The sequence below is a fragment of the Flavonifractor sp. An10 genome, from assembly GCF_002161215.1.
Taxonomy (GTDB): domain Bacteria; phylum Bacillota; class Clostridia; order Oscillospirales; family Oscillospiraceae; genus Flavonifractor; species Flavonifractor avistercoris.
In genome coordinates this window covers 435,494-453,833 of sequence record NZ_NFMB01000003.1, presented here as the reverse complement: position 1 = coordinate 453,833, position 18,340 = coordinate 435,494, and the positions used below count along the sequence as shown (strand labels likewise).

Here is an 18,340-nt window from a genome sequence, read left to right as displayed (position 1 = left end):
GGTGATTTCCATGGCACATGAAATTCCTATTTGGCAGAAAGCCAATCTTACTTTGGAGGAAGCCGCTGCCTACTATAACATTGGCATCAACAAACTGAGGCAGATAACCGATACCAAGGAGTGCGAGAAATATGTGCTTTGGGTGGGAAATCGCCGCCTGATAAAACGGAAACCATTTGAGGCATATCTCCAAAGTGAATATTCCATTTGAATGGCAAAAAGCGCCTAGATATGCTATGATAACTATATCATACATATCGGGCGCTTTTCCGGAAAGGAGTGTGCATTGTGGCGGGAAAGCGCAAAGATAGAAATGGCCGAGTACTGAAAACAGGTGAAAATCAACGCAAAAATGGCACCTATGATTATCGCTATACAGATAGTTACGGAAAAGTGCGATGTATTTACGCTAAGACATTAGAAGATCTTCGGAAGAAGGAAGCCACCATCCAACGGGACCTTGCCGATGGCATCGACTATGCTGCGGGTGAAATTTCAGTCGCTGATTTGGTAGACCGCTATATGAGTCTGAAGCGAGACATTGGACATAATACGAAGCGGGCCTATGGAACAGTCATTAACCGGATTAAGGAATCTGAGTTTGGACAGATGAAGGTGCGAAATGTAAAGTTGTCCGATGCCAAACGTTTCTACATTGACCTGCATGATACCGGAAGCAAGCGCAACACGATCTCTATCTACCATAGTGTACTAAGGCCCACCTTCGAAATGGCTGTCGATGATGACATGATTCGCAAAAATCCGTTCAAATTTAAGGTGGCCGATATTATTCCGGACGATGCGGTGAAAAGAACGGCTCTCACCAAGCAACAGCAGGAAAATTATCTCCGTTTTATTCAGGAGAATGGACAAGATAATTACTATGACGATATTGTGATCCTGATGGGCACCGGGTTGCGGGTCAGTGAGTTGTACGGCCTTACCAAGAAAGACGTGGACTTCAAAAAGCGGCTCATCTTTATTGACCACCAGCTCTGCCGGACGGCGGAAAAGCCTTACTTTGTAAAATCGCCTAAGACCAGCAGCGGTGTCCGGTGTATCCCTATGAGTGATGTGGTCTACATGGCGTTAAAGCGTGTTGTGGCAAACCGGCAGTCTCCAACAGTGGAACTCCTGGTGGATGGATACAGCGGCTTCCTCTTCCTGGATAAAGCCGGAATGCCAAAGGTTGCTATGCACTTGGAAAACTATATGCGGGGAATGCAGAAAAAGATGGAGCGGATCTACGGAAAATCTTTTCCGCGTGTAACTCCCCATGTACTGCGCCATACCTTCTGTACCAATATGCAACGAGCCGGGATCGATGTGAAAAGCCTGCAATACCTTATGGGCCACTCCAATGTCAGCGTGACATTAGATGTCTATACGCATGTTGACTTTCATGCGGTTCAAGAGGCATTTGGCAGGGCGGTCTCCAATCTATAGGTGTCTTTGCTTCCTGCAAAAAATATCCAACTGCTTACCATAAAACTTACCATTTTCAGCGGGTAAGATATGTAGACTATGGTAGAGAATATCGGAAAGAAATGATAGAATATAACCCATATCCCTTCTTTTCTCTACTTATCTCTTATAGAAAGCCGTAATTCCCCGAGGGCGGCATGTACTAAGATAGACACCCGAGAGCCTCCATCTGAATGAACCGATCCAGTAAAAACGGACAGTGACAAAAGGCCCCCTGATGTAGGAAAATAGACTACATCAGGGGGCCTTGTTATGGAGAAACGAAACTACTTTGTCCCGCGTCACAGGAAGGGTTTGTAGAGCGGTATGCAATCTGCTATAATACAAGCAGTCGAATCGGGGCGGGTTCTCCGCCCTTCCGGAAAGGGGCGTACAATATGGCGGGAGCCACCTTATACACGGTGATTGTCGCGGACGACGAGGACGAGTTGCGGGAGGCGGTCTGCACCATGATTCCCTGGGAGGAGCTGGGCTTCCGTCTGGCGGGCAGCGCCGGCAATGGGCTGGACGCCCTCCAGCTGGTGGAAAAGTACGAGCCGGATCTGCTGCTCACCGACATCCGGATGCCCTTTATCTCGGGCATCGAGCTGGCCCGGCAGGTGCGGGAGGTGCGCCCGGCCACCAACATCGCCTTTCTAAGCGGCTACGATGACTTCGCTTACGCCCAGCAGGCCATCCAGTACAACATCATCAGCTACATGCTCAAGCCCCTGACCATCGAGGGCCTGGGAAAGGAGCTGCGCGCCATCCGCCAGAAGATCGATGCCCAGTACGCCCTGTTCCGCAAGTCCGGCCCGGTGGGGGGCGAGCAGAAGGTGCGCGCCGCTGGGGTGATGCCCCTGGTGCTGGACGGCTATGCCGAGCCGGAGCCGGAGGCCCAGCTGGAGGCCTATGCCAGAGAGGTGGGGCTGCTGCGGGATGTGGAGGACAGGCCGTGCTATACCGTAATGGTGTCCACCCTACTCAGCAGGGAGGGCGCCAACCGCACCACCCCTTCCTTCGCGGCCTCCATTGACCGGCTGGCCGCCAAGTACCTGCGCAGCGTCAGCTTCTTTTCCGGCGGCAAGGTGGTGACGGTGCTGCTGGGCAATCCCTCGGATTTTGAGGAGTATCTGCACATCCTGGCCGACGAGCTTCCCCAGATGGCCCGGCGGGCCCTGGACGGCCGGTGCCACATGGGCATCAGCCGGATGGTGCGCTCCCTGGCCAGCCTCCACGGGGCCTACCGGGAGGCGGTGGAGGCACTCCGCCAGGGCGAGCACAGTGGGGAGGGCGCCCAGTTTGTCCGGGATCTCGCCCCCGCCGCCCAGGGGGGAGAGCTGCTGTGCCAGCGGGCGCTGGAGCTGCTGGATCAGCGGTACATGGACGCAGATCTCTCCCTGGTGTCCCTGAGCGGCATGCTGGACGTGAGCCCCAACCACCTGAGCGCCTGCATCAAGAAATACGCCGGCGACACCTTTATCAACATTCTCATCCGCCGGCGGATGGAGGCGGGGAGGGAGCTGGTGACCGGCACCGAACTGAAGCTGCAGGAGATCTCCCGCCGCTGCGGGTACACCGATCAGCACTATTTCAGCTACTGCTTCAAAAAGTACTGCGGCGAGTCCCCCAACGCCATGCGCCGCCGGCTGAGCGCGGAAAGGGCGGGTGAGGGCGCTTGAAGCGGAGACGCCGGGGACTGCCCACCACCACAATCCTGGTGGCCGTGGTGGTGAGTGTGGTGGCCATCATTCTGTGCTGCTGCATCCTGCTGTTTCTCAACCGCTACCGCGGCGCCATGGTGCAGAGCGCCCGCACCAGCACTGCCCAGGCGGTGTCCCAGGTGTCCAACACCGTGGGCAGCTATCTCCAGGGTATGGAGCAGGCCATGGATCGGGTGGAGCAGGCCATGGCGGAGGCGCCGGACGACCGGGACAGGCTGCTCTCCGCCTTTCTCCTCTTCCGCCCCGACGTGGTGGCCATCACCAGCTATTCGGAGACCGGGGAGCTGACGGACTGCTGGGCCCTGGGGCGGGAGCCCCGGGAGGATATCCTCCAGAACCTCTCCTTTGACCCGGTGCGGGCCATGGCCAGCGACAGCGCCTATCTGACGGCTCCCCATGTGGAGAGCATCTTTGAGAGCTACTATCCCTGGGTGGTCACCATGACCGCCCCGCTGGAGACCGGGCGGGACGCCGCCTGGGTCTCCCTGGATCTCAGCTTTTCCAGCATCTCCAGCTACATCAACGACGTGGGCATCGGCCAGCGGGGCTACTGCTTCCTGATGGACGGGGACGGCACCATCGTCTACCACCCCCAGCAGCGCCTGCTCTACGCGGGGCTGAAGTCGGAGGACACCTCCGGCCTGGCGGCCCTGGCCGACGGCACCTACGCCGACGACACGGTGATCTACTCCCTGTCCAGCGTGCAGGGGGGCGCGTGGCGGGTGGTGGGCGTCAGCTATGTGGACGAGCTGGTCAACCAGAATATGCGGGCCATGCTCCGGCTCTCCGTGGCCATGGCGGCGGTGATCCTGGCGGCGGCCCTGCTGACCAGCTGGCTCCTCTCCCGGCTGCTGGGCCGCCCCCTGCGGGGACTGGCCGCCGCCATGGAGCGGTTCGAGCGGGATGCCGACCGCTTCGCCTACCGCCCGGTGGGGGGCACCCGGGAGGTGCGGGAGCTGTCCAACTCCTTCGGTCACATGGTGGTGCGCATCCAGCGGCTCATGTCCACCGTGCGGGAGGAGGAGGTCAACCTGCGCAAGACGGAGCTGAAGGCGCTTCAGGCCCAGATCAATCCCCACTTCCTCTATAACACGCTGGACTCCATCGCCTGGATGTGTGAGCAGGGCCGCAGCGCCGAGGCGGTCAGCATGGTGCACGCCCTGGCCCGGCTGTTCCGCATCAGCATCAGCAAGGGCCACGAGCTCATCCCCATTGCCAAGGAGATTGAGCACGCCGAGAGCTACCTCCAGATCCAGAAGTACCGCTACAAAAACCGCTTTACCTATGAGTTCCGGGTGGAGCCGGACTGCCTGGACTACTACTGCAACAAGATCACCCTCCAGCCCATTCTGGAGAACGCCATCAACCACGGGCTGGAGCTGATGGTGGACGAGGGGCACATCACCGTGGAGATCTGCCAGGAGGGGGACGCCATCCTCTTCCGGGTGGAGGACAACGGGGTGGGGATGAGCCAGGAGCAGGTGAACGCCATCCTGACCCGCGCCCCCGGGGAGAACGCGGGTATCGGCATCCGGAACGTGGATGAGCGGCTGAAGATCTACTTCGGCAGCCAGTACGGGCTGCATATCGCCAGCGAACCGGACGTGGGCACCTGTGTGGAGATCCGGATGCCCAAGGTGAGGGGGGACGAGCATGGGCAGAACTGAACGGGCCGCCGTGGGCCTTGCGGCGGGGCTGCTGCTCCTGAGCGCCTGCGGGGCAAACACGCCGCCGGCCCCCCTCCACTCGGTGACGCTGGTGGCCAAATCCACCCAGACGGAGTTCTGGCTGTCCGTCTTTGCCGGGGCGGAGGCCGCCGCCGCCGAGTACAACCTGGAGCTCACCACCGTGGGGCCGGAGACGGAGGAGGACTACGAGACACAGAATGAGATGATCGCCCGGGCGGTGGAGGCGGGGACGGAGGCCCTGGTCTTTTCCGCCATCGACTTTGAAAAGAACGCCCCCGCCGTGGATGCCGCCGCCCAGGCAGGCGTCCGCATCGTGTCCATCGACAGCGGTGTGGACTCCAGCCAGGTGAGCACCTATATCGGCACCGACAACTACGCCGCCGGACAGATGGCGGCCCAGGCGGCCCTGGAGCAGGTGGAGGGCCCCCTGTCCGTGGGGCTGGTCAATTACGACGAGGGCACCGCCAACGGCCAGGAGCGGGAGCGGGGCGTGCTGGACGCCCTGACCCGGTGCGGCCGGGCCAGCGTGGCCGCCGAGATCACCACCCTGGTGGACGCCGGGCAGGCCCGGGAGGACACCGCCGCCCTGCTGGCCGGGCACCCGGACATCAACGTCCTGGTGGCCTTCAACGAGCCCACCAGCGTTGGGGCCGCCCAGGCGGTGGAGGAGCTGGGGCTGGAGGAGCAGGTGTTCCTGGTGGGGTTTGACTCCAATGTGGCCACCATCGAGGGCCTCCAGACCGGGAGCGTGGACGCCCTCGTGGTTCAGAACCCCTATGCCATGGGCTATCTGGGGGTGGAGAGCGCCTACCGGCTCCTCACCGGGCAGGCGGAGGAGCTGGCCCCCATGGTGGATACCTCCACCCAGATCGTATACCGGAGCAACCTGTTTTCCCTGGACAGTCAGAAGGCCCTCTTTGCCTTCGGATAGGCTCTTTATTGGTCATTATGTCAGATATTTCCCGAATTTTTTTGATAAATCATACAAGTTGGATGAAAATTTGCCCGTGGTTCCGTGTTTTTTTCCCTTGTTTTTTGGTTAGCAGTGCCTTAAGATAAGACTGTAGCACGCAGGGAACGAAGGAACCCTGCGGAACTTTAGGAAAAGGAGAATTGTCATGAAAAAGATTCTTGCACTGTCTCTGGCTGCTGCCATGACGCTGGGCCTGGCCGCCTGCGGCGGCGGCACCACCACCGCCGAGAGCAGCACCCGCCCGCCGGCGAGACCACCCCGCCACCAGTGCCCCTCCGCCGAGGTCTCCAACGCGAGAAGCCCTGGTCTGGTTCAACCGCCAGCCCTCCAACAGCTCCACCGGTGAGCTGGACATGAACGCCCTGAGCTTCAACGAAAATACTTACTACGTGGGCTTCGACGCCAATCAGGGCGCCGAGCTGCAGGGCCAGATGGTTCTGGATTACATCGAGGCCAACATTGACACCCTGGACCGCAACGGCGACGGCATCATCGGCTACGTGCTGGCCATCGGCGACATCGGCCACAACGACTCCATCGCCCGTACCCGCGGCGTCCGCTCCGCTCTGGGCACCGGCGTCGAGGTGGACGGCGCCATCAACTCCGACCCCATCGGCACCAACACCGACGGCTCCGCCACCGCCGTGCAGGACGGCACCCTGGACATCAACGGCACCACCTACACCGTGCGTGAGCTGGCCTCTCAGGAGATGAAGAACTCCGCCGGCGCCACCTGGGACGCCGCCACCGCCGGCAACGCCATCAACACCTGGTCTTCCTCCTTCGGCGACCAGATCGACATCGTTGTCTCCAACAACGACGGCATGGGCATGGCCATGTTCAACGCCTGGTCTCAGACCAACGGCGTGCCCACCTTCGGCTATGACGCCAACGCCGACGCGGTGGCCGCCATCGCCAACGGCTACGGCGGCACCATCAGCCAGCACGCCGACGTGCAGGCCTACCTGACCCTGCGCGTGCTGCGCAACGCCCTGGACGGCGTGGACATCGACACCGGCATCGGCACCGAGGACGATGCGGGCAACGTGCTCAGCGACGACGTGTACTACTATGACGCCGACGCCCGCTCCTACTACGCCCTGAACGTGGCTGTCACCGAGGAGAACTACGAGGACTTCCTGGACTCCACCGTCACCTACGCCCCCGTGTCCAACCAGCTGGACGCCGCCGCCCACCCCACCAAGAACGTGTGGCTGAACATCTACAACGCGGCGGATAACTTCCTGGGCTCCACCTATCAGCCCCTGCTGCAGAAGTACGACGATCTGCTGAACCTCAACGTGGAGTACATCGGCGGCGACGGCCAGACCGAGGCCAACATCACCAACCGCCTGAGCAACCCCGACGCCTATGACGCCTTCGCCTTCAACATGGTGAAGACCGACAACGCCGCTTCCTACACCACCCTGCTCAGCTAATTCTCCGGACGTGCAGCGGCGGGGCGGAAGCCCCCTGATGAAAATATGACAAATGCGATTAGGGAGAAGGAATTCTTCGTACGGGAGAAATGTCTCTCCGTTCGGCAGAAGGAATTCTCCCTAATCGCAGTTTCTTGGAAAAACCCGGCAGAATCAGCGGCCTCGCTGACCCTGCTAATCTTCAGAAACAGGAGTATCGAGCATGGCAGATGCGAAAAACGATATCGTCCTGTCGATCCGCGGTATGTGCAAGTCCTTCGGCCGCAACCGGGTGCTTGACCATATCAATCTGGACGTAAAACGCGGAACGGTCATGGGGCTGATGGGCGAAAACGGCGCCGGAAAGTCCACCATGATGAAGTGCCTGTTCGGCACCTACCAGAAAGACGAGGGGAAAATCTTCCTCAACGGCAAGGAGATCAGCTTCTCCGGCCCCAAGGACGCGCTGGAAAACGGGATCGCCATGGTTCACCAGGAGCTGAACCAGTGCCTGGAGCGCAACGTCATTGACAACCTGTTCCTGGGCCGCTACCCCACCAACTCCGCGGGCGTGGTGGACGAGAACAACATGAAAAAGAAGGCTGCGGAGCTGTTCCGCAAGCTGGGCATGACGGTGAACCTGACCCAGCCCATGCGGAACATGTCCGTCTCCCAGCGGCAGATGTGTGAGATCGCCAAGGCCATCTCCTACAATTCCCAGGTGATCGTCCTGGACGAGCCCACCTCCTCCCTCACCGTACAGGAGGTGGAGAAGCTCTTCGAGATGATGCGGATGCTCAAGTCGCAGGGCATCGCCCTCATCTACATCTCCCACAAGATGGACGAGATCTTTGAGATCTGCGACGAAATCTCGGTGCTCCGGGACGGCAACCTGGTTATGACCAAGGCCACCCAGGACACCAACATGAACGAGCTGATTACCGCCATGGTGGGCCGTTCCCTGGAGAGCCGCTTCCCTCCGGTGGACAACACCCCCGGCGAGCCTATTTTGTCGATCCAGCACCTGTCCACCAAGTACGCCCCCCATCTCCAGGACATCACCTTCGACGTGCGGGAGGGGGAGATCTTCGGACTGTACGGCCTGGTGGGCGCCGGGCGCACCGAGCTGCTGGAGACCATCTTCGGCGTGCGCACCCGCGCCGCCGGGCGGGTTTACTTCAAAAACCGGCTGATGAACTTCGACGACGCCAAGCAGGCCATCGACCACGGCTTCGCCCTGATCACCGAGGAGCGCAAGGCCAACGGCCTGTTCCTCAAGTGCGACCTGACCTTCAACACCACCATCGCCAACCTGGAGCAGTACAAGGTGGGCCCGGCCCTCTCCAGTCCCAAGATGGTCAAGGCCACCAACAAGGAGATCAAGGTCATGCACACCAAGTGCATGGGCCCCGACGATATGATCACCAGCCTGTCCGGCGGCAACCAGCAGAAGGTCATCTTCGGCAAGTGGCTGGAGCGGGAGCCCCAGGTGTTCATGATGGACGAGCCCACCCGCGGCATCGACGTGGGCGCCAAGTACGAGATCTATGAGCTCATCATCCAGATGGCGAAGCAGGGCAAGACCATCATCGTGGTCTCCTCGGAGATGCCCGAGATCCTCGGCATTACCAACCGCATCGGCGTGATGTCCAACGGCCGCCTCTCCGGAATTGTGAATACCAAGGAGACCGACCAGGAGGAGCTTCTGCGGCTGAGCGCAAAATATCTATGAGGGGGGAATTTCCCATATGGCAGCAGATAAGACAAAAATTCTGACGGCTGAACAGGAGCGGCAGCTCCGACAGCCCATTGACGCCTATGTGGGCGGAATCCAGGAGAAAATCGACGCGCTCCGGGCCAACGGCACCAGCCGGGTGGTGGAGCTGCAGAGCAGCCTGGATGATCTCAAGCGGGATCGCATTTATACCCAGGAGGAGAAGGCCGGCAGGCGGGCCGCCCTCACCGCGGAGCTGGAGAAGGCCAAGGCGGTGGAGGCCCAGAACAAGGCCGAGGTCTCCAAGCTGATCGCCCAGGCCGAGGCCTATCTGAAAGAGCACTACGACAAGGACTACTACCAGGCCGTGGTCACCAGCTGCAAGGAGGAGCAGGCCCTGGCCCAGGAGAAGTACCAGCAGGTGGTGGCCCAGCTGAATCAGGAGCACCAGGAGACCCTGGCCAAGCTCACCGACCAGGGGGAGATCAAGGACGAAAAGTACGTCCAAAAGAACCGCCTGTTCGATGCCAAGATGCAGCTGGCCAAGGATATCCAGGAGGCCAAAGACCGCCGGCACGCGGCCTTTGACCACCGGTACCACCTCATCGACATGCTGCGCCTGTCCAAGTTCACCTTCGGCGAGTCCCTGGCCCAGCGGTGGGAGAACTACAAGTACACCTTCAACCGCCGGGACTTCCTGCTGCGCAACGGCCTGTACATCGCCATCATCATCATCTTCATCGCCCTGTGCATCATTACCCCCATTGTCAAGAATACGCCCCTGCTGACGGTGAACAACGTGCTGAACATCCTCCAGCAGGCGTCTCCCCGCATGTTCCTGGCCCTGGGCGTGGCCGGCCTGATCCTGCTGGCCGGCACCGACCTGTCCATCGGCCGTATGGTGGGCATGGGCATGACGGCGGCTACTATCGTCATGCACCAGGGCCCCAACACCGGCGGCGTGTTCGGACATGTGTTTGACTTCTCCGGCATCCCCGTCCCGGTGCGGGTGATCCTGGCCCTGGTGGTGTGCGTCGTGCTGTGCACCGTGTTTACCACCATTGCCGGCTTCTTCACCGCCAAGTTCAAGATGCACCCCTTCATCTCCACCATGGCCACCATGCTGGTCATCTTCGGCCTGGTGACCTATTCCACCAAGGGCGTCTCCTTCGGCGCCATTGACCCCTCCATCCGCCAGATGATTATCCCCCAGATCAACGGCTTCCCCACCATCATCCTGTGGGCGGTGGCGGCCGTGGCCGTGGTGTGGTTCATCTGGAACAAGACCACCTTTGGCAAGAACCTGTTTGCCGTGGGCGGCAACCCGGAGGCGGCCTCTGTCTCCGGTATCTCCGTGTTCTGGGTCACCGTGGGCGCCTTTGTTCTGGCCGGCGTCCTGTACGGCTTCGGCTCCTGGCTGGAGTGCATCCGCATGACCGGCTCCGGTTCGGCCGCTTACGGCCAGGGCTGGGAGATGGACGCCATCGCGGCCTGCGTGGTGGGCGGCGTCTCCTTCACCGGCGGCATCGGCAAGATCTCCGGCGTGGTGGTGGGCGTGTGCATCTTCACCGCCCTGACCTACTCCCTCACCGTTCTGGGCATTGATACCAACCTCCAGTTCGTGTTCTCCGGCATCATCATCCTGGTGGCCGTGATGCTGGACTGCTTGAAGTACGTCCAGAAGAAGTAATCCCCTTCATACGTACCAAAAGCCGCTGTAAGACAGGCAGGAACCCCCGCCTGCTTTGCAGCGGCTTCCTTTGAGAACGGCGCGCCGCCCTCCGGGCGCCATGGGGCGCGCATCCAAGAAAACACGCCCGGCCGACCGGCCGGCGCGAAAAGGAGAGCGAAATCTATGCAGGAATTGGGCGCTGTACGAAAGGCGCTGGAGGCCGGGGAGCTGGACGCGGCCCTGGCCCGCCTGATGTGCGGGGATCCCGCGCCCGGCCGGCAGCGGGTATCCCGGCTGCTGGACGGCTTCCGCCAGACCTTTGGCGCGGGGGAGGACACCCCCGTCACAATCTGCTCCGCCCCGGGCCGGACGGAGATCTGCGGCAACCACACCGACCACCAGCACGGACGGGTGCTGGCCGCGGCGGTAAATGTGGATTTCCTGGCCTGTGCCGCCCCCAACGGCACCAACACCATCCGCTTCCAGTCGGAGGGCTGGCCCCTGGTGGAGGTGGAACTGGATACCCTGGAGTCCCTGGAGGGGGAGAAGGAGTCCACCGCCGCCCTGGTGCGGGGCATGGCGGCCCAGGCCATCCGGAGGGGCTATCCGGTGTCCGGCTTTGATGCCTACGCCATGTCCGACGTGCTGCCCGGCTCCGGCCTGTCCTCCTCGGCGGCCTGCGAGGTGCTGCTGGGCGTCATCGAGAACCACCTGTTCTGCCGGGAGGAGCTGACCGCCGTAGAGCTCGCCCAGATGGGCCAGAAGGCGGAGAACGGCTACTTTGGGAAACAGAGCGGCCTGATGGATCAGACCGCCTCCTCGGTGGGGGGCGCGGTGGCCATCGACTTTGCCGATCCGGCGGAACCCGTGGTGCGCTCCGTGTCGGTGGATCTGAACGCCCTGGGCTATGCCCTGTGCATTGTGGACTCGGGGGCCAGCCACGCCTCCCTCACCGGCGAGTATGACTCCATCCCCCAGGAGATGAGGGCGGCGGCCGCCTTCTTCGGCAAGACCGTGCTGCGGGAGGTGGACGAGGCCCAGGTGCTGGCCAATCTGCCCGCCCTGCGCAGAGCCGCGGGGGATCGGGCGGTGCTCCGCACCCTCCACTTCTATGCGGACGACCGGCGGGTGCAGGGGGAGGCCGACGCCCTGGAGCGGGGGGACATGGATGCGTTCCTCGCCCTGGTCAATGCGTCCGGCCGCTCCTCCTGGGAGCAGCTCCAGGACATCACCCCCACCGGCGCGGTGGGAGAGCAGGCCATGGCCGTGGCCCTGACCATGGCGGAGCGGGCCCTGGAGGGCCGGGGCGCCTGCCGGATCCACGGCGGCGGCTTTGCCGGCACCCTGCAGGCGTTCGTCCCCCTGGATCACCTGGAGACCTTCCGGGCCCGGATGGAGGAGGCCCTGGGGGCGGGCTGCTGCCACGTGCTGTCCATCCGGCCGGTGGGCGGCACTGTCCTCCTGCCGTAATCCCATTTGATACGCAACTGGAAAGGAGCTATGCAATATGGCGATTCTTGTTTTGGGCGGGGCCGGGTATATCGGCTCCCACACGGTATACGAGCTCATCGACGCGGGCCGGGATGTGGTGGTGGCCGACAACCTCCAGACCGGCTTCCGGGCCGCCGTCCACCCCAAGGCCCGGTTCTATCAGCTGGACATCCGGGACAAGGGGGCCCTGGACACCCTGTTCCAGGCGGAGGACATCGAGGGCGTGATCCACTTCGCCGCCTCCTCCCAGGTGGGGGAGTCCATGTCCGACCCGCTGAAGTACTATGACAACAACCTCCACGGCACAATGGTGCTTCTGAAATCCATGGTGGAGCACGGGGTGGATAAGATCGTCTTCTCCTCCACCGCCGCCACCTACGGCGAGCCGGAGCGGGTGCCCATTCTGGAGACCGACCGCACCCAGCCCACCAACTGCTATGGCGAGACCAAGCTGTCCATGGAGCACATGATGAGCTGGGTGTCCCGGGCCCACGGGCTGAAATACGTGGCCCTGCGGTACTTCAACGCCTGCGGCGCCCACCCCTCCGGCGCCATCGGCGAGGCCCACGACCCCGAGACCCACCTGATCCCCATCATCCTCCAGGTGCCCAACGGCCAGCGGGAGGCGGTGAGCGTCTTCGGCGATGACTACCCCACCGCCGACGGCACCTGCATCCGGGACTATATCCACGTCACCGACCTGGCCCAGGCCCACATCCTGGCCCTGGACTACCTGCTGAAGGGCGGGGAGAACAACGTGTTCAACCTGGGCAACGGGGTGGGCTTCTCCGTCAAGGAGGTCATCGACGTGGCCCGGGAAGTCACCGGTCACCCCATCCCCGCCGTGATCTCCCCCCGCCGGGCAGGCGACCCGGCCCAGCTGATCGCCTCCTCCCAGAAAGCCATCGACGTGCTGGGGTGGCAGCCCCGGTACAACGATCTGAACACCATCATCGCCACCGCCTGGGCCTGGCACAGGAGCCACCCCCACGGCTTTGAGGAGGGCTGACCCATGGAGCGCAGCGAGGCCATCCGGGCGCTGGTGCGCTATGCCCTGGACAGGGGACTGATCCAGCCGTCGGAGGAGATGTGGGCGGTGAACGCCCTGCTGGAGGCCCTGTCCCTGGACAGCTATACCCCGCCGGAGGGAGAGCCGGCGGCAGAGGCGGAGCTGCCCGCCATCCTGGATGCGCTGGTGGACGACGCCTACGCCCGGGGCGTGCTGGCGGAGAACTCCATCGTCTACCGGGATCTCTTTGACACCAAACTCATGGGGGTTCTCACCCCACGGCCCGCCCAGGTAATCGAGAAATTCCAGGCACTCTATGCCAAAAGCCCCCGGGCGGCCACCGACTGGTACTATCAGTTCAGCCAGGACACCAACTACATCCGCCGGGATCGCATCGCAAAGGATGTGCAGTGGAAAGCCCCCACCGAATACGGGGAGCTGGACATCACCATCAACCTGTCCAAGCCGGAGAAGGATCCCAAGGCCATCGCGGCGGCCCGCAACCTGCCCGCCGCCTCCTATCCCCGGTGCCAGCTGTGCGCCGAGAACGAGGGCTATGCCGGCCGGGTCAACCACCCCGCCCGGCAGAACCACCGCATCGTGCCCATCACCATCCACGGCTCCCAGTGGTACCTCCAGTACTCCCCCTATGTGTACTACAACGAGCACTGCATCTGCCTGAACAAGGTGCACACCCCCATGAAGATCGACCGGGCCTGCTTTGCCAAGCTGCTGGACTTCGTGGAGCAGTTCCCCCACTACTTCGTGGGCTCCAACGCCGATCTGCCCATCGTGGGCGGCTCCATCCTGGCCCACGATCACTTCCAGGGCGGCCGGTATGTCTTTGCCATGGAGAGGGCCCCGGTGGAGACCCCCTTTGTGTTCCCCGGCTATGAGGACGTGGAGGCGGGCATCGTCAAGTGGCCCATGTCGGTGGTGCGCCTGACGGCGGACGACCCGGAGCGGCTCATCGGCCTGGCCGACCGGATTCTCACCTCCTGGCGGGTCTACACCGACGCGGATGCCGTCATCTACGCGGAGACCGAGGGCGTCCCCCACAACACCATCACCCCCATCGCCCGGCGGAGAGGGGAGCGATATGAGCTGGATCTGGTGCTGCGCAACAACCTGACCACCGAGGAGCACCCCCTGGGCCTCTACCATCCCCACGCCGAACTCCACCACATCAAGAAGGAGAACATCGGCCTCATCGAGGTGATGGGGCTGGCCGTCCTCCCCGCCCGCCTCAAGACGGAGCTGGCGGCGGTGGCGGACAAGCTGGTGAAGGGGGAGGATCTCCGGGCCGACCCCCTGACCGAGGCCCACGCCGACTGGGCGGAGGGGTTTGCCCCCAGCTACACCATCACGGCGGACAACGCCCTGGATATCGTGTACAAGGAGACCGGCCTGGTGTTCGCCAAAGTGCTGGAGCACGCCGGCGTGTATGCCCGCACGCCCGAGGGGCAGGACGCCTTCCTCCGCTTCTTAAGGCAGGTGTAGGCCATGACGGAAGTGACGAAAGCATCCTTCGGGGCCACACCGGACGGGCGCCTGGTGGACGTCTGGACGCTCCGGGCGGGGGGCTATGCCGCCCAGGTGCTCACCTACGGCGGCATCCTCCGGTCCCTCACCGTCCCCGCCCCCGGCGGCAGCCGGGATATCGTCCTGGGCTGTGAGATCCTGGAGGACTATGAGAAGCAGGACAAGTACCTGGGGGCCCTGGTGGGCCGGGTGGCCAACCGCATCGGCGGGGCCGCCTTTGAGCTGAACGGAAAGTCCTATCCCCTGGCCGCCAACAGCGGGCCCAACTGCCTCCACGGCGGCGTCCGGGGCTTCAACCAGGCGGTATGGCAGGCCCGGGAGGTGGACGGCTCCCTGGTGCTCACCCACGTGAGCCCGGACGGGGATGAGGGCTTCCCCGGCACCCTGGAGGTGCGGGTGACCTACTCCCTCACCGCCGACGGTGTGATGAGGCTGGACTACTGGGCCAAAAGCGACGCCGACACCCTGTGCAATCTCACCAACCACAGCTACTTCAACCTGCTGGGCCATGACGCCGGCACCCTGGCGGGCCAGCAGGTGGAGATCTTTGCCGACGCCATCACTCAGACCGATGAAAACAGCACCCCCACCGGCGCTCTGCTGCCGGTGGAGGGCACCCCCTTTGATCTGCGCAGGCCCCGGGACTTCCTGGAGGGCCTGGCCATGAACCACCCCCAGCTGGCCCTGGGCAACGGCTACGACCACAACTTTGCCCTCCACACCGCCCCCGTCTCCCCCCTGTCCCTGGCGGCCCGGGTGTCCGGCGGCGGGCTGGTGCTGGAGTGCCTTACCACCCAGCCCGGCCTCCAGCTCTACACCGCCAACTACCTGGACGGCACCCCCGGCAAGGGCGGGGCCTCCTATGGCCCCCGGTCGGCCTTCTGTCTGGAGACCCAGAGCTGGCCCGACGCGATTCACCACGCCAGCTTCCCCTCCCCGGTGCTCCGGGCGGGGGAGCTCTACCGCCACACCACCGTCTACCGGGTGAGTATGTGCTGAAAAGGTTCCCGCTTTCGAATCCGGCAGCTCCGGTTTCAAAAGCGGGAGCCTTTTATTTTTGTTGATTTTTGCCGCAGGAAAGTACTCCGCTTCAAATTGATCCGGAGTTTTCATGCCCAGCTTCCTGTGGAGCCGGTAGCCGCTATAAAAATCCATATATTCATCCAAAATTTCCTCCAGCTTCTGAGGTGCTGCATACAGTGTATGGAAAAAGGACTCACACGCGGAGTTATCATGGGGGTTCCTGGAGCGGGGAACGACTGCCTCACTTTTTTGTCCCGAAGATATGCTCGAACCATATAGGCAGTATGCTGCGCATCCTGGTCACGATGAAACGGCAGATGTTTGAAGCCGCTCTGCCGCGAAATGCCGCCATGCCAAGGGATCGGAGGAGCTGGTCCGGCAGGACGGGGCCCTGTCCATGGAGGAATTTGCAGACCGGATGGCCCGCATGATGGAAAAGCGGGAGTGTATGCTGAAACTGATGTGCCCGGGCGGGCGGCGCAGGACGCGGGCATGGCTGCGGAATTCGGTTGCGTCAACCCGGAGATTTGTCCTGCGGCAACGGGCGGAGATCCTGATGGTCCTGTCCCGCCCGGATTTCCGCAGATAGCTGGGGTAGGAAAAGAAACAGTACGGCATGCTATGGGTTCCGGTGCCGTGTCCCGCCACAGGACTGCCTTATCCGCCGGGGAAAAGGAAAAGGACGTGCTGGAGTATACTCCTGCAGCACGTCCTTTGTGTCCTGATTTATCCACCGGTGGGAAGGCTTGTGTTAGGGAAGGTCTGTGTTTTGTACATGAAGAAGGGTTAGGTGGATCAATCATCCTGCGGATAAGAGAGGATCAGACAACGTCCTTGCGGATCTTGTGAGCGATTTCAATGGTCTTGGCGCTCACATGATCGCTGAAGTAGCTCTCATAGGCCTCCAGCGGGGGCTTCTTGCCAACCAGTATGCCCACCACGGCAGCCACCAGGGACAGGCCGCAGGACACGATGAAGGCGGGCAGGCCGAAGGGAGAGCCGGCCACCATGCAGTAGATGTAGGCGATCAGGCCCACGATCATGGAGGCGAAGGCGGCCTCCTTGTTCATGCGCTTGACATAGAGGCCCAGCCAGATGGAGGCGAAGAACATGGAGCCGAAGGCGCCGTACACGTAGGTGAAGCCGTCCGCCAGCAGGGAGAACTGACCGATGGCGCAGATAACCGCGATAACGCCCAGGGAGAGGATGGTAACGCGCAGCTGCTTGGTGGTCTTGGCGTCCTCTTCCTCGGAGGCCTCGCCGCCCTTGAGAACCCGCTTGATGTCATAGATCAGAGAGGTGGAGCAGTGGAGCAGCATGGAGTTGGCGGTAGACACGGCCGCGGCGCAGATGGCGGTCAGGGCCAAGGCGCCCAGAACGGGGTTGATGTGATCCATGATCAGGCGGGGGAACATGTAGTCGGAGGTGACACCCTCGGGCAGGCTGGGCATCAGCATCTTGCCGCCCATACCGATGGTGATGAGGGGCACGAACACGGCGATGAGAGCCACCATGACCAGGAACATCTGCAGGGCAGCGGTCTTGGCGTTGCGGGGGGCCATAAAGCGGGACACCCAGTGAGGCGCCACGGTGGAGCCGAAGCAGTTGGACAGGAAGTAGGAAATACAAACGCTGGCGCCCAGGGTGCCCCAGTTGGTACCCAAGATGCCGGCCACCAGGGGTTCGCCGCCCACAGTGGTGGGGGCGGTAGTGGTGGCGAAGTTCTGGAAGATGGCGCCGATACCGCCGCACTCGGTCAGAACTGCTACCATGGCGGCAATAACACCTACCAGGATCAGGCAGGCATTCAGAGTGTCTGTGGCAGCCACGGACTCAAAGCCGCCCATGCAGGTGAAAATTAGCAGCACCATGAAGAACAGGCAAGCAATGGCATAGGGCACACCAGTCAGTGTGGAGAACACAATGCCGAAGCCCTGAATCTGGATGTATGAGAACACGAAGTAACCCACCAGCTCAATGACAGCGGAGAAGATCTGGATGGGGCTCTTCTCAGTGTAGGGGTCATAGCGGGTGCGCATGAACTCGGGGAAGGTGCGGCTGGGAACCTCGGGACGGCGGATTTTGTAGGCTACCAGGGGCATCAGGCCCGTGGCCAGAAACCAGCCGCCGACCCAGCCGAACACAGCGCACACGCCGCGGGAGTAAATGTTGCCGGGCACGCCCATGACCGAGGCCACGGAAAGCCAGGTGGCCATGGATGTACCCACGCCCAGCAGCAGGCCCATCTTGTTGCCGCCGGTGGTGAAGTCACTCATGGTCTCCACCTTTTTAGAACTCTGGATGGACGTGATGATGATAAATCCGAAATAGATGACGAATACGACCAGGTAGATAATGCTTTTCGTTGTCATATCCTTACTGCCTCCTCATTACCTCTTTTGCAGACTGGCGATTTTTGGGAGAGCCTCATTACTTTTTTGGCTTTTTCTTGGCTTCCGGGTTGCAGGTAAACAGGTGGCCGGTAGCGCCCAGGCGCTCCAGACCGGATTTCTCGATCTTGGTGGCCACAATGAGGTAAACGACCAGCCCGATTAAGATAATGACGATCCATGCGATAAACGGGAACATTGATACCATAGCAATACCTCTCTTTCTGAATCA

The 18,340-nt window shown here is 61.9% G+C and carries 15 protein-coding genes; 13 read left to right on the top strand and 2 right to left on the bottom strand.

Annotated features, from left to right (window positions below):
* Positions 1-10: 10 nt before the first annotated feature.
* The 13 genes from B5E42_RS07395 to B5E42_RS07340 all read left to right on the top strand — a co-directional run bounded on the left by B5E42_RS07395 (position 11) and on the right by B5E42_RS07340 (position 15,694).
* Positions 11-211 (top strand): excisionase, encoded by a 201-nt coding sequence (locus B5E42_RS07395; RefSeq protein WP_087238176.1) that lies wholly within the window; start codon positions 11-13, stop codon positions 209-211.
* Between the two features lie 77 nt (positions 212-288).
* On the top strand, positions 289-1,446 hold the full coding sequence (locus B5E42_RS07390; protein WP_087238174.1) for a tyrosine-type recombinase/integrase: 1,158 nt from the start codon (positions 289-291) through the stop codon (positions 1,444-1,446).
* 416 nt (positions 1,447-1,862) lie between these two features.
* A complete protein-coding gene (locus B5E42_RS07385; protein ID WP_087238171.1) occupies positions 1,863-3,146 on the top strand; it encodes a response regulator in 1,284 nt (427 codons plus the stop codon).
* Positions 3,143-4,855, top strand: coding sequence for a sensor histidine kinase (locus B5E42_RS07380; protein ID WP_204244390.1), 1,713 nt, complete (start codon positions 3,143-3,145; stop codon positions 4,853-4,855). The genes B5E42_RS07385 and B5E42_RS07380 overlap by 4 nt, the downstream gene beginning before the upstream one ends.
* On the top strand, positions 4,842-5,807 hold the full coding sequence (locus tag B5E42_RS07375; RefSeq protein ID WP_087238169.1) for a substrate-binding domain-containing protein: 966 nt from the start codon (positions 4,842-4,844) through the stop codon (positions 5,805-5,807). Before B5E42_RS07380 ends, B5E42_RS07375 begins: the two co-directional genes overlap by 14 nt.
* Positions 5,808-5,994: 187 nt before the next feature.
* A complete protein-coding gene (locus B5E42_RS20025; RefSeq protein ID WP_141242484.1) occupies positions 5,995-6,195 on the top strand; it encodes a hypothetical protein in 201 nt (66 codons plus the stop codon).
* Between the two features lie 7 nt (positions 6,196-6,202).
* On the top strand, positions 6,203-7,288 hold the full coding sequence (locus B5E42_RS07370; RefSeq protein ID WP_343214182.1) for a substrate-binding domain-containing protein: 1,086 nt from the start codon (positions 6,203-6,205) through the stop codon (positions 7,286-7,288).
* A 202-nt stretch (positions 7,289-7,490) separates the two neighbouring features.
* Positions 7,491-8,999, top strand: coding sequence for a sugar ABC transporter ATP-binding protein (locus B5E42_RS07365; protein ID WP_087238167.1), 1,509 nt, complete (start codon positions 7,491-7,493; stop codon positions 8,997-8,999).
* Between the two features lie 16 nt (positions 9,000-9,015).
* Complete coding sequence (locus tag B5E42_RS07360; RefSeq protein WP_087238165.1) at positions 9,016-10,671, top strand: galactoside ABC transporter permease; 1,656 nt, start codon at positions 9,016-9,018, stop codon at positions 10,669-10,671.
* Between the two features lie 165 nt (positions 10,672-10,836).
* Positions 10,837-12,123, top strand: a complete 1,287-nt coding sequence (locus tag B5E42_RS07355) for a galactokinase family protein (protein WP_087238162.1) — start codon at positions 10,837-10,839, stop codon at positions 12,121-12,123.
* A gap of 37 nt (positions 12,124-12,160) precedes the next feature.
* Positions 12,161-13,153: a UDP-glucose 4-epimerase GalE gene (gene galE / locus B5E42_RS07350; RefSeq protein WP_087238161.1), complete on the top strand. Its 993-nt coding sequence runs from the start codon at positions 12,161-12,163 to the stop codon at positions 13,151-13,153.
* A gap of 3 nt (positions 13,154-13,156) precedes the next feature.
* Positions 13,157-14,653, top strand: a complete 1,497-nt coding sequence (gene galT, locus B5E42_RS07345) for a UDP-glucose--hexose-1-phosphate uridylyltransferase (protein WP_087238158.1) — start codon at positions 13,157-13,159, stop codon at positions 14,651-14,653.
* Positions 14,654-14,656: 3 nt separating this feature from the next.
* Positions 14,657-15,694 (top strand): aldose epimerase family protein, encoded by a 1,038-nt coding sequence (locus tag B5E42_RS07340; RefSeq protein ID WP_242967054.1) that lies wholly within the window; start codon positions 14,657-14,659, stop codon positions 15,692-15,694.
* Between the two features lie 845 nt (positions 15,695-16,539).
* On the opposite strand, the gene B5E42_RS07330 is transcribed toward B5E42_RS07340, so the two are convergent.
* On the bottom strand, positions 16,540-18,090 hold the full coding sequence (locus tag B5E42_RS07330; RefSeq protein WP_087238154.1) for a sodium:solute symporter family protein: 1,551 nt from the start codon (positions 18,088-18,090) through the stop codon (positions 16,540-16,542).
* A 58-nt stretch (positions 18,091-18,148) separates the two neighbouring features.
* The gene (locus B5E42_RS19140) at positions 18,149-18,316 is read right to left on the bottom strand and encodes a hypothetical protein (RefSeq protein ID WP_162613929.1); all 168 of its coding nucleotides are present in this window, start codon (positions 18,314-18,316) and stop codon (positions 18,149-18,151) included.
* Between the last annotated feature and the right edge of the window lie 24 nt (positions 18,317-18,340).

Bases quoted from the DNA above. Each gene is read 5' to 3' on its own strand.
- B5E42_RS07395 (WP_087238176.1), top strand. From the start codon at position 11: ATGGCACATGAAATTCCTATTTGGCAGAAAGCCAATCTTACTTTGGAG.
- B5E42_RS07385 (WP_087238171.1), top strand. From the start codon at position 1,863: ATGGCGGGAGCCACCTTATACACGGTGATTGTCGCGGACGACGAGGAC.
- B5E42_RS07375 (WP_087238169.1), top strand. From the start codon at position 4,842: ATGGGCAGAACTGAACGGGCCGCCGTGGGCCTTGCGGCGGGGCTGCTG.
- B5E42_RS20025 (WP_141242484.1), top strand. From the start codon at position 5,995: ATGAAAAAGATTCTTGCACTGTCTCTGGCTGCTGCCATGACGCTGGGC.
- B5E42_RS07370 (WP_343214182.1), top strand. From the start codon at position 6,203: ATGAACGCCCTGAGCTTCAACGAAAATACTTACTACGTGGGCTTCGAC.
- B5E42_RS07365 (WP_087238167.1), top strand. From the start codon at position 7,491: ATGGCAGATGCGAAAAACGATATCGTCCTGTCGATCCGCGGTATGTGC.
- B5E42_RS07360 (WP_087238165.1), top strand. From the start codon at position 9,016: ATGGCAGCAGATAAGACAAAAATTCTGACGGCTGAACAGGAGCGGCAG.
- B5E42_RS07355 (WP_087238162.1), top strand. From the start codon at position 10,837: ATGCAGGAATTGGGCGCTGTACGAAAGGCGCTGGAGGCCGGGGAGCTG.
- galE (WP_087238161.1), top strand. From the start codon at position 12,161: ATGGCGATTCTTGTTTTGGGCGGGGCCGGGTATATCGGCTCCCACACG.
- galT (WP_087238158.1), top strand. From the start codon at position 13,157: ATGGAGCGCAGCGAGGCCATCCGGGCGCTGGTGCGCTATGCCCTGGAC.
- B5E42_RS07340 (WP_242967054.1), top strand. From the start codon at position 14,657: ATGACGGAAGTGACGAAAGCATCCTTCGGGGCCACACCGGACGGGCGC.
- B5E42_RS07330 (WP_087238154.1), bottom strand. From the start codon at position 18,090: ATGACAACGAAAAGCATTATCTACCTGGTCGTATTCGTCATCTATTTC.
- B5E42_RS19140 (WP_162613929.1), bottom strand. From the start codon at position 18,316: ATGGTATCAATGTTCCCGTTTATCGCATGGATCGTCATTATCTTAATC.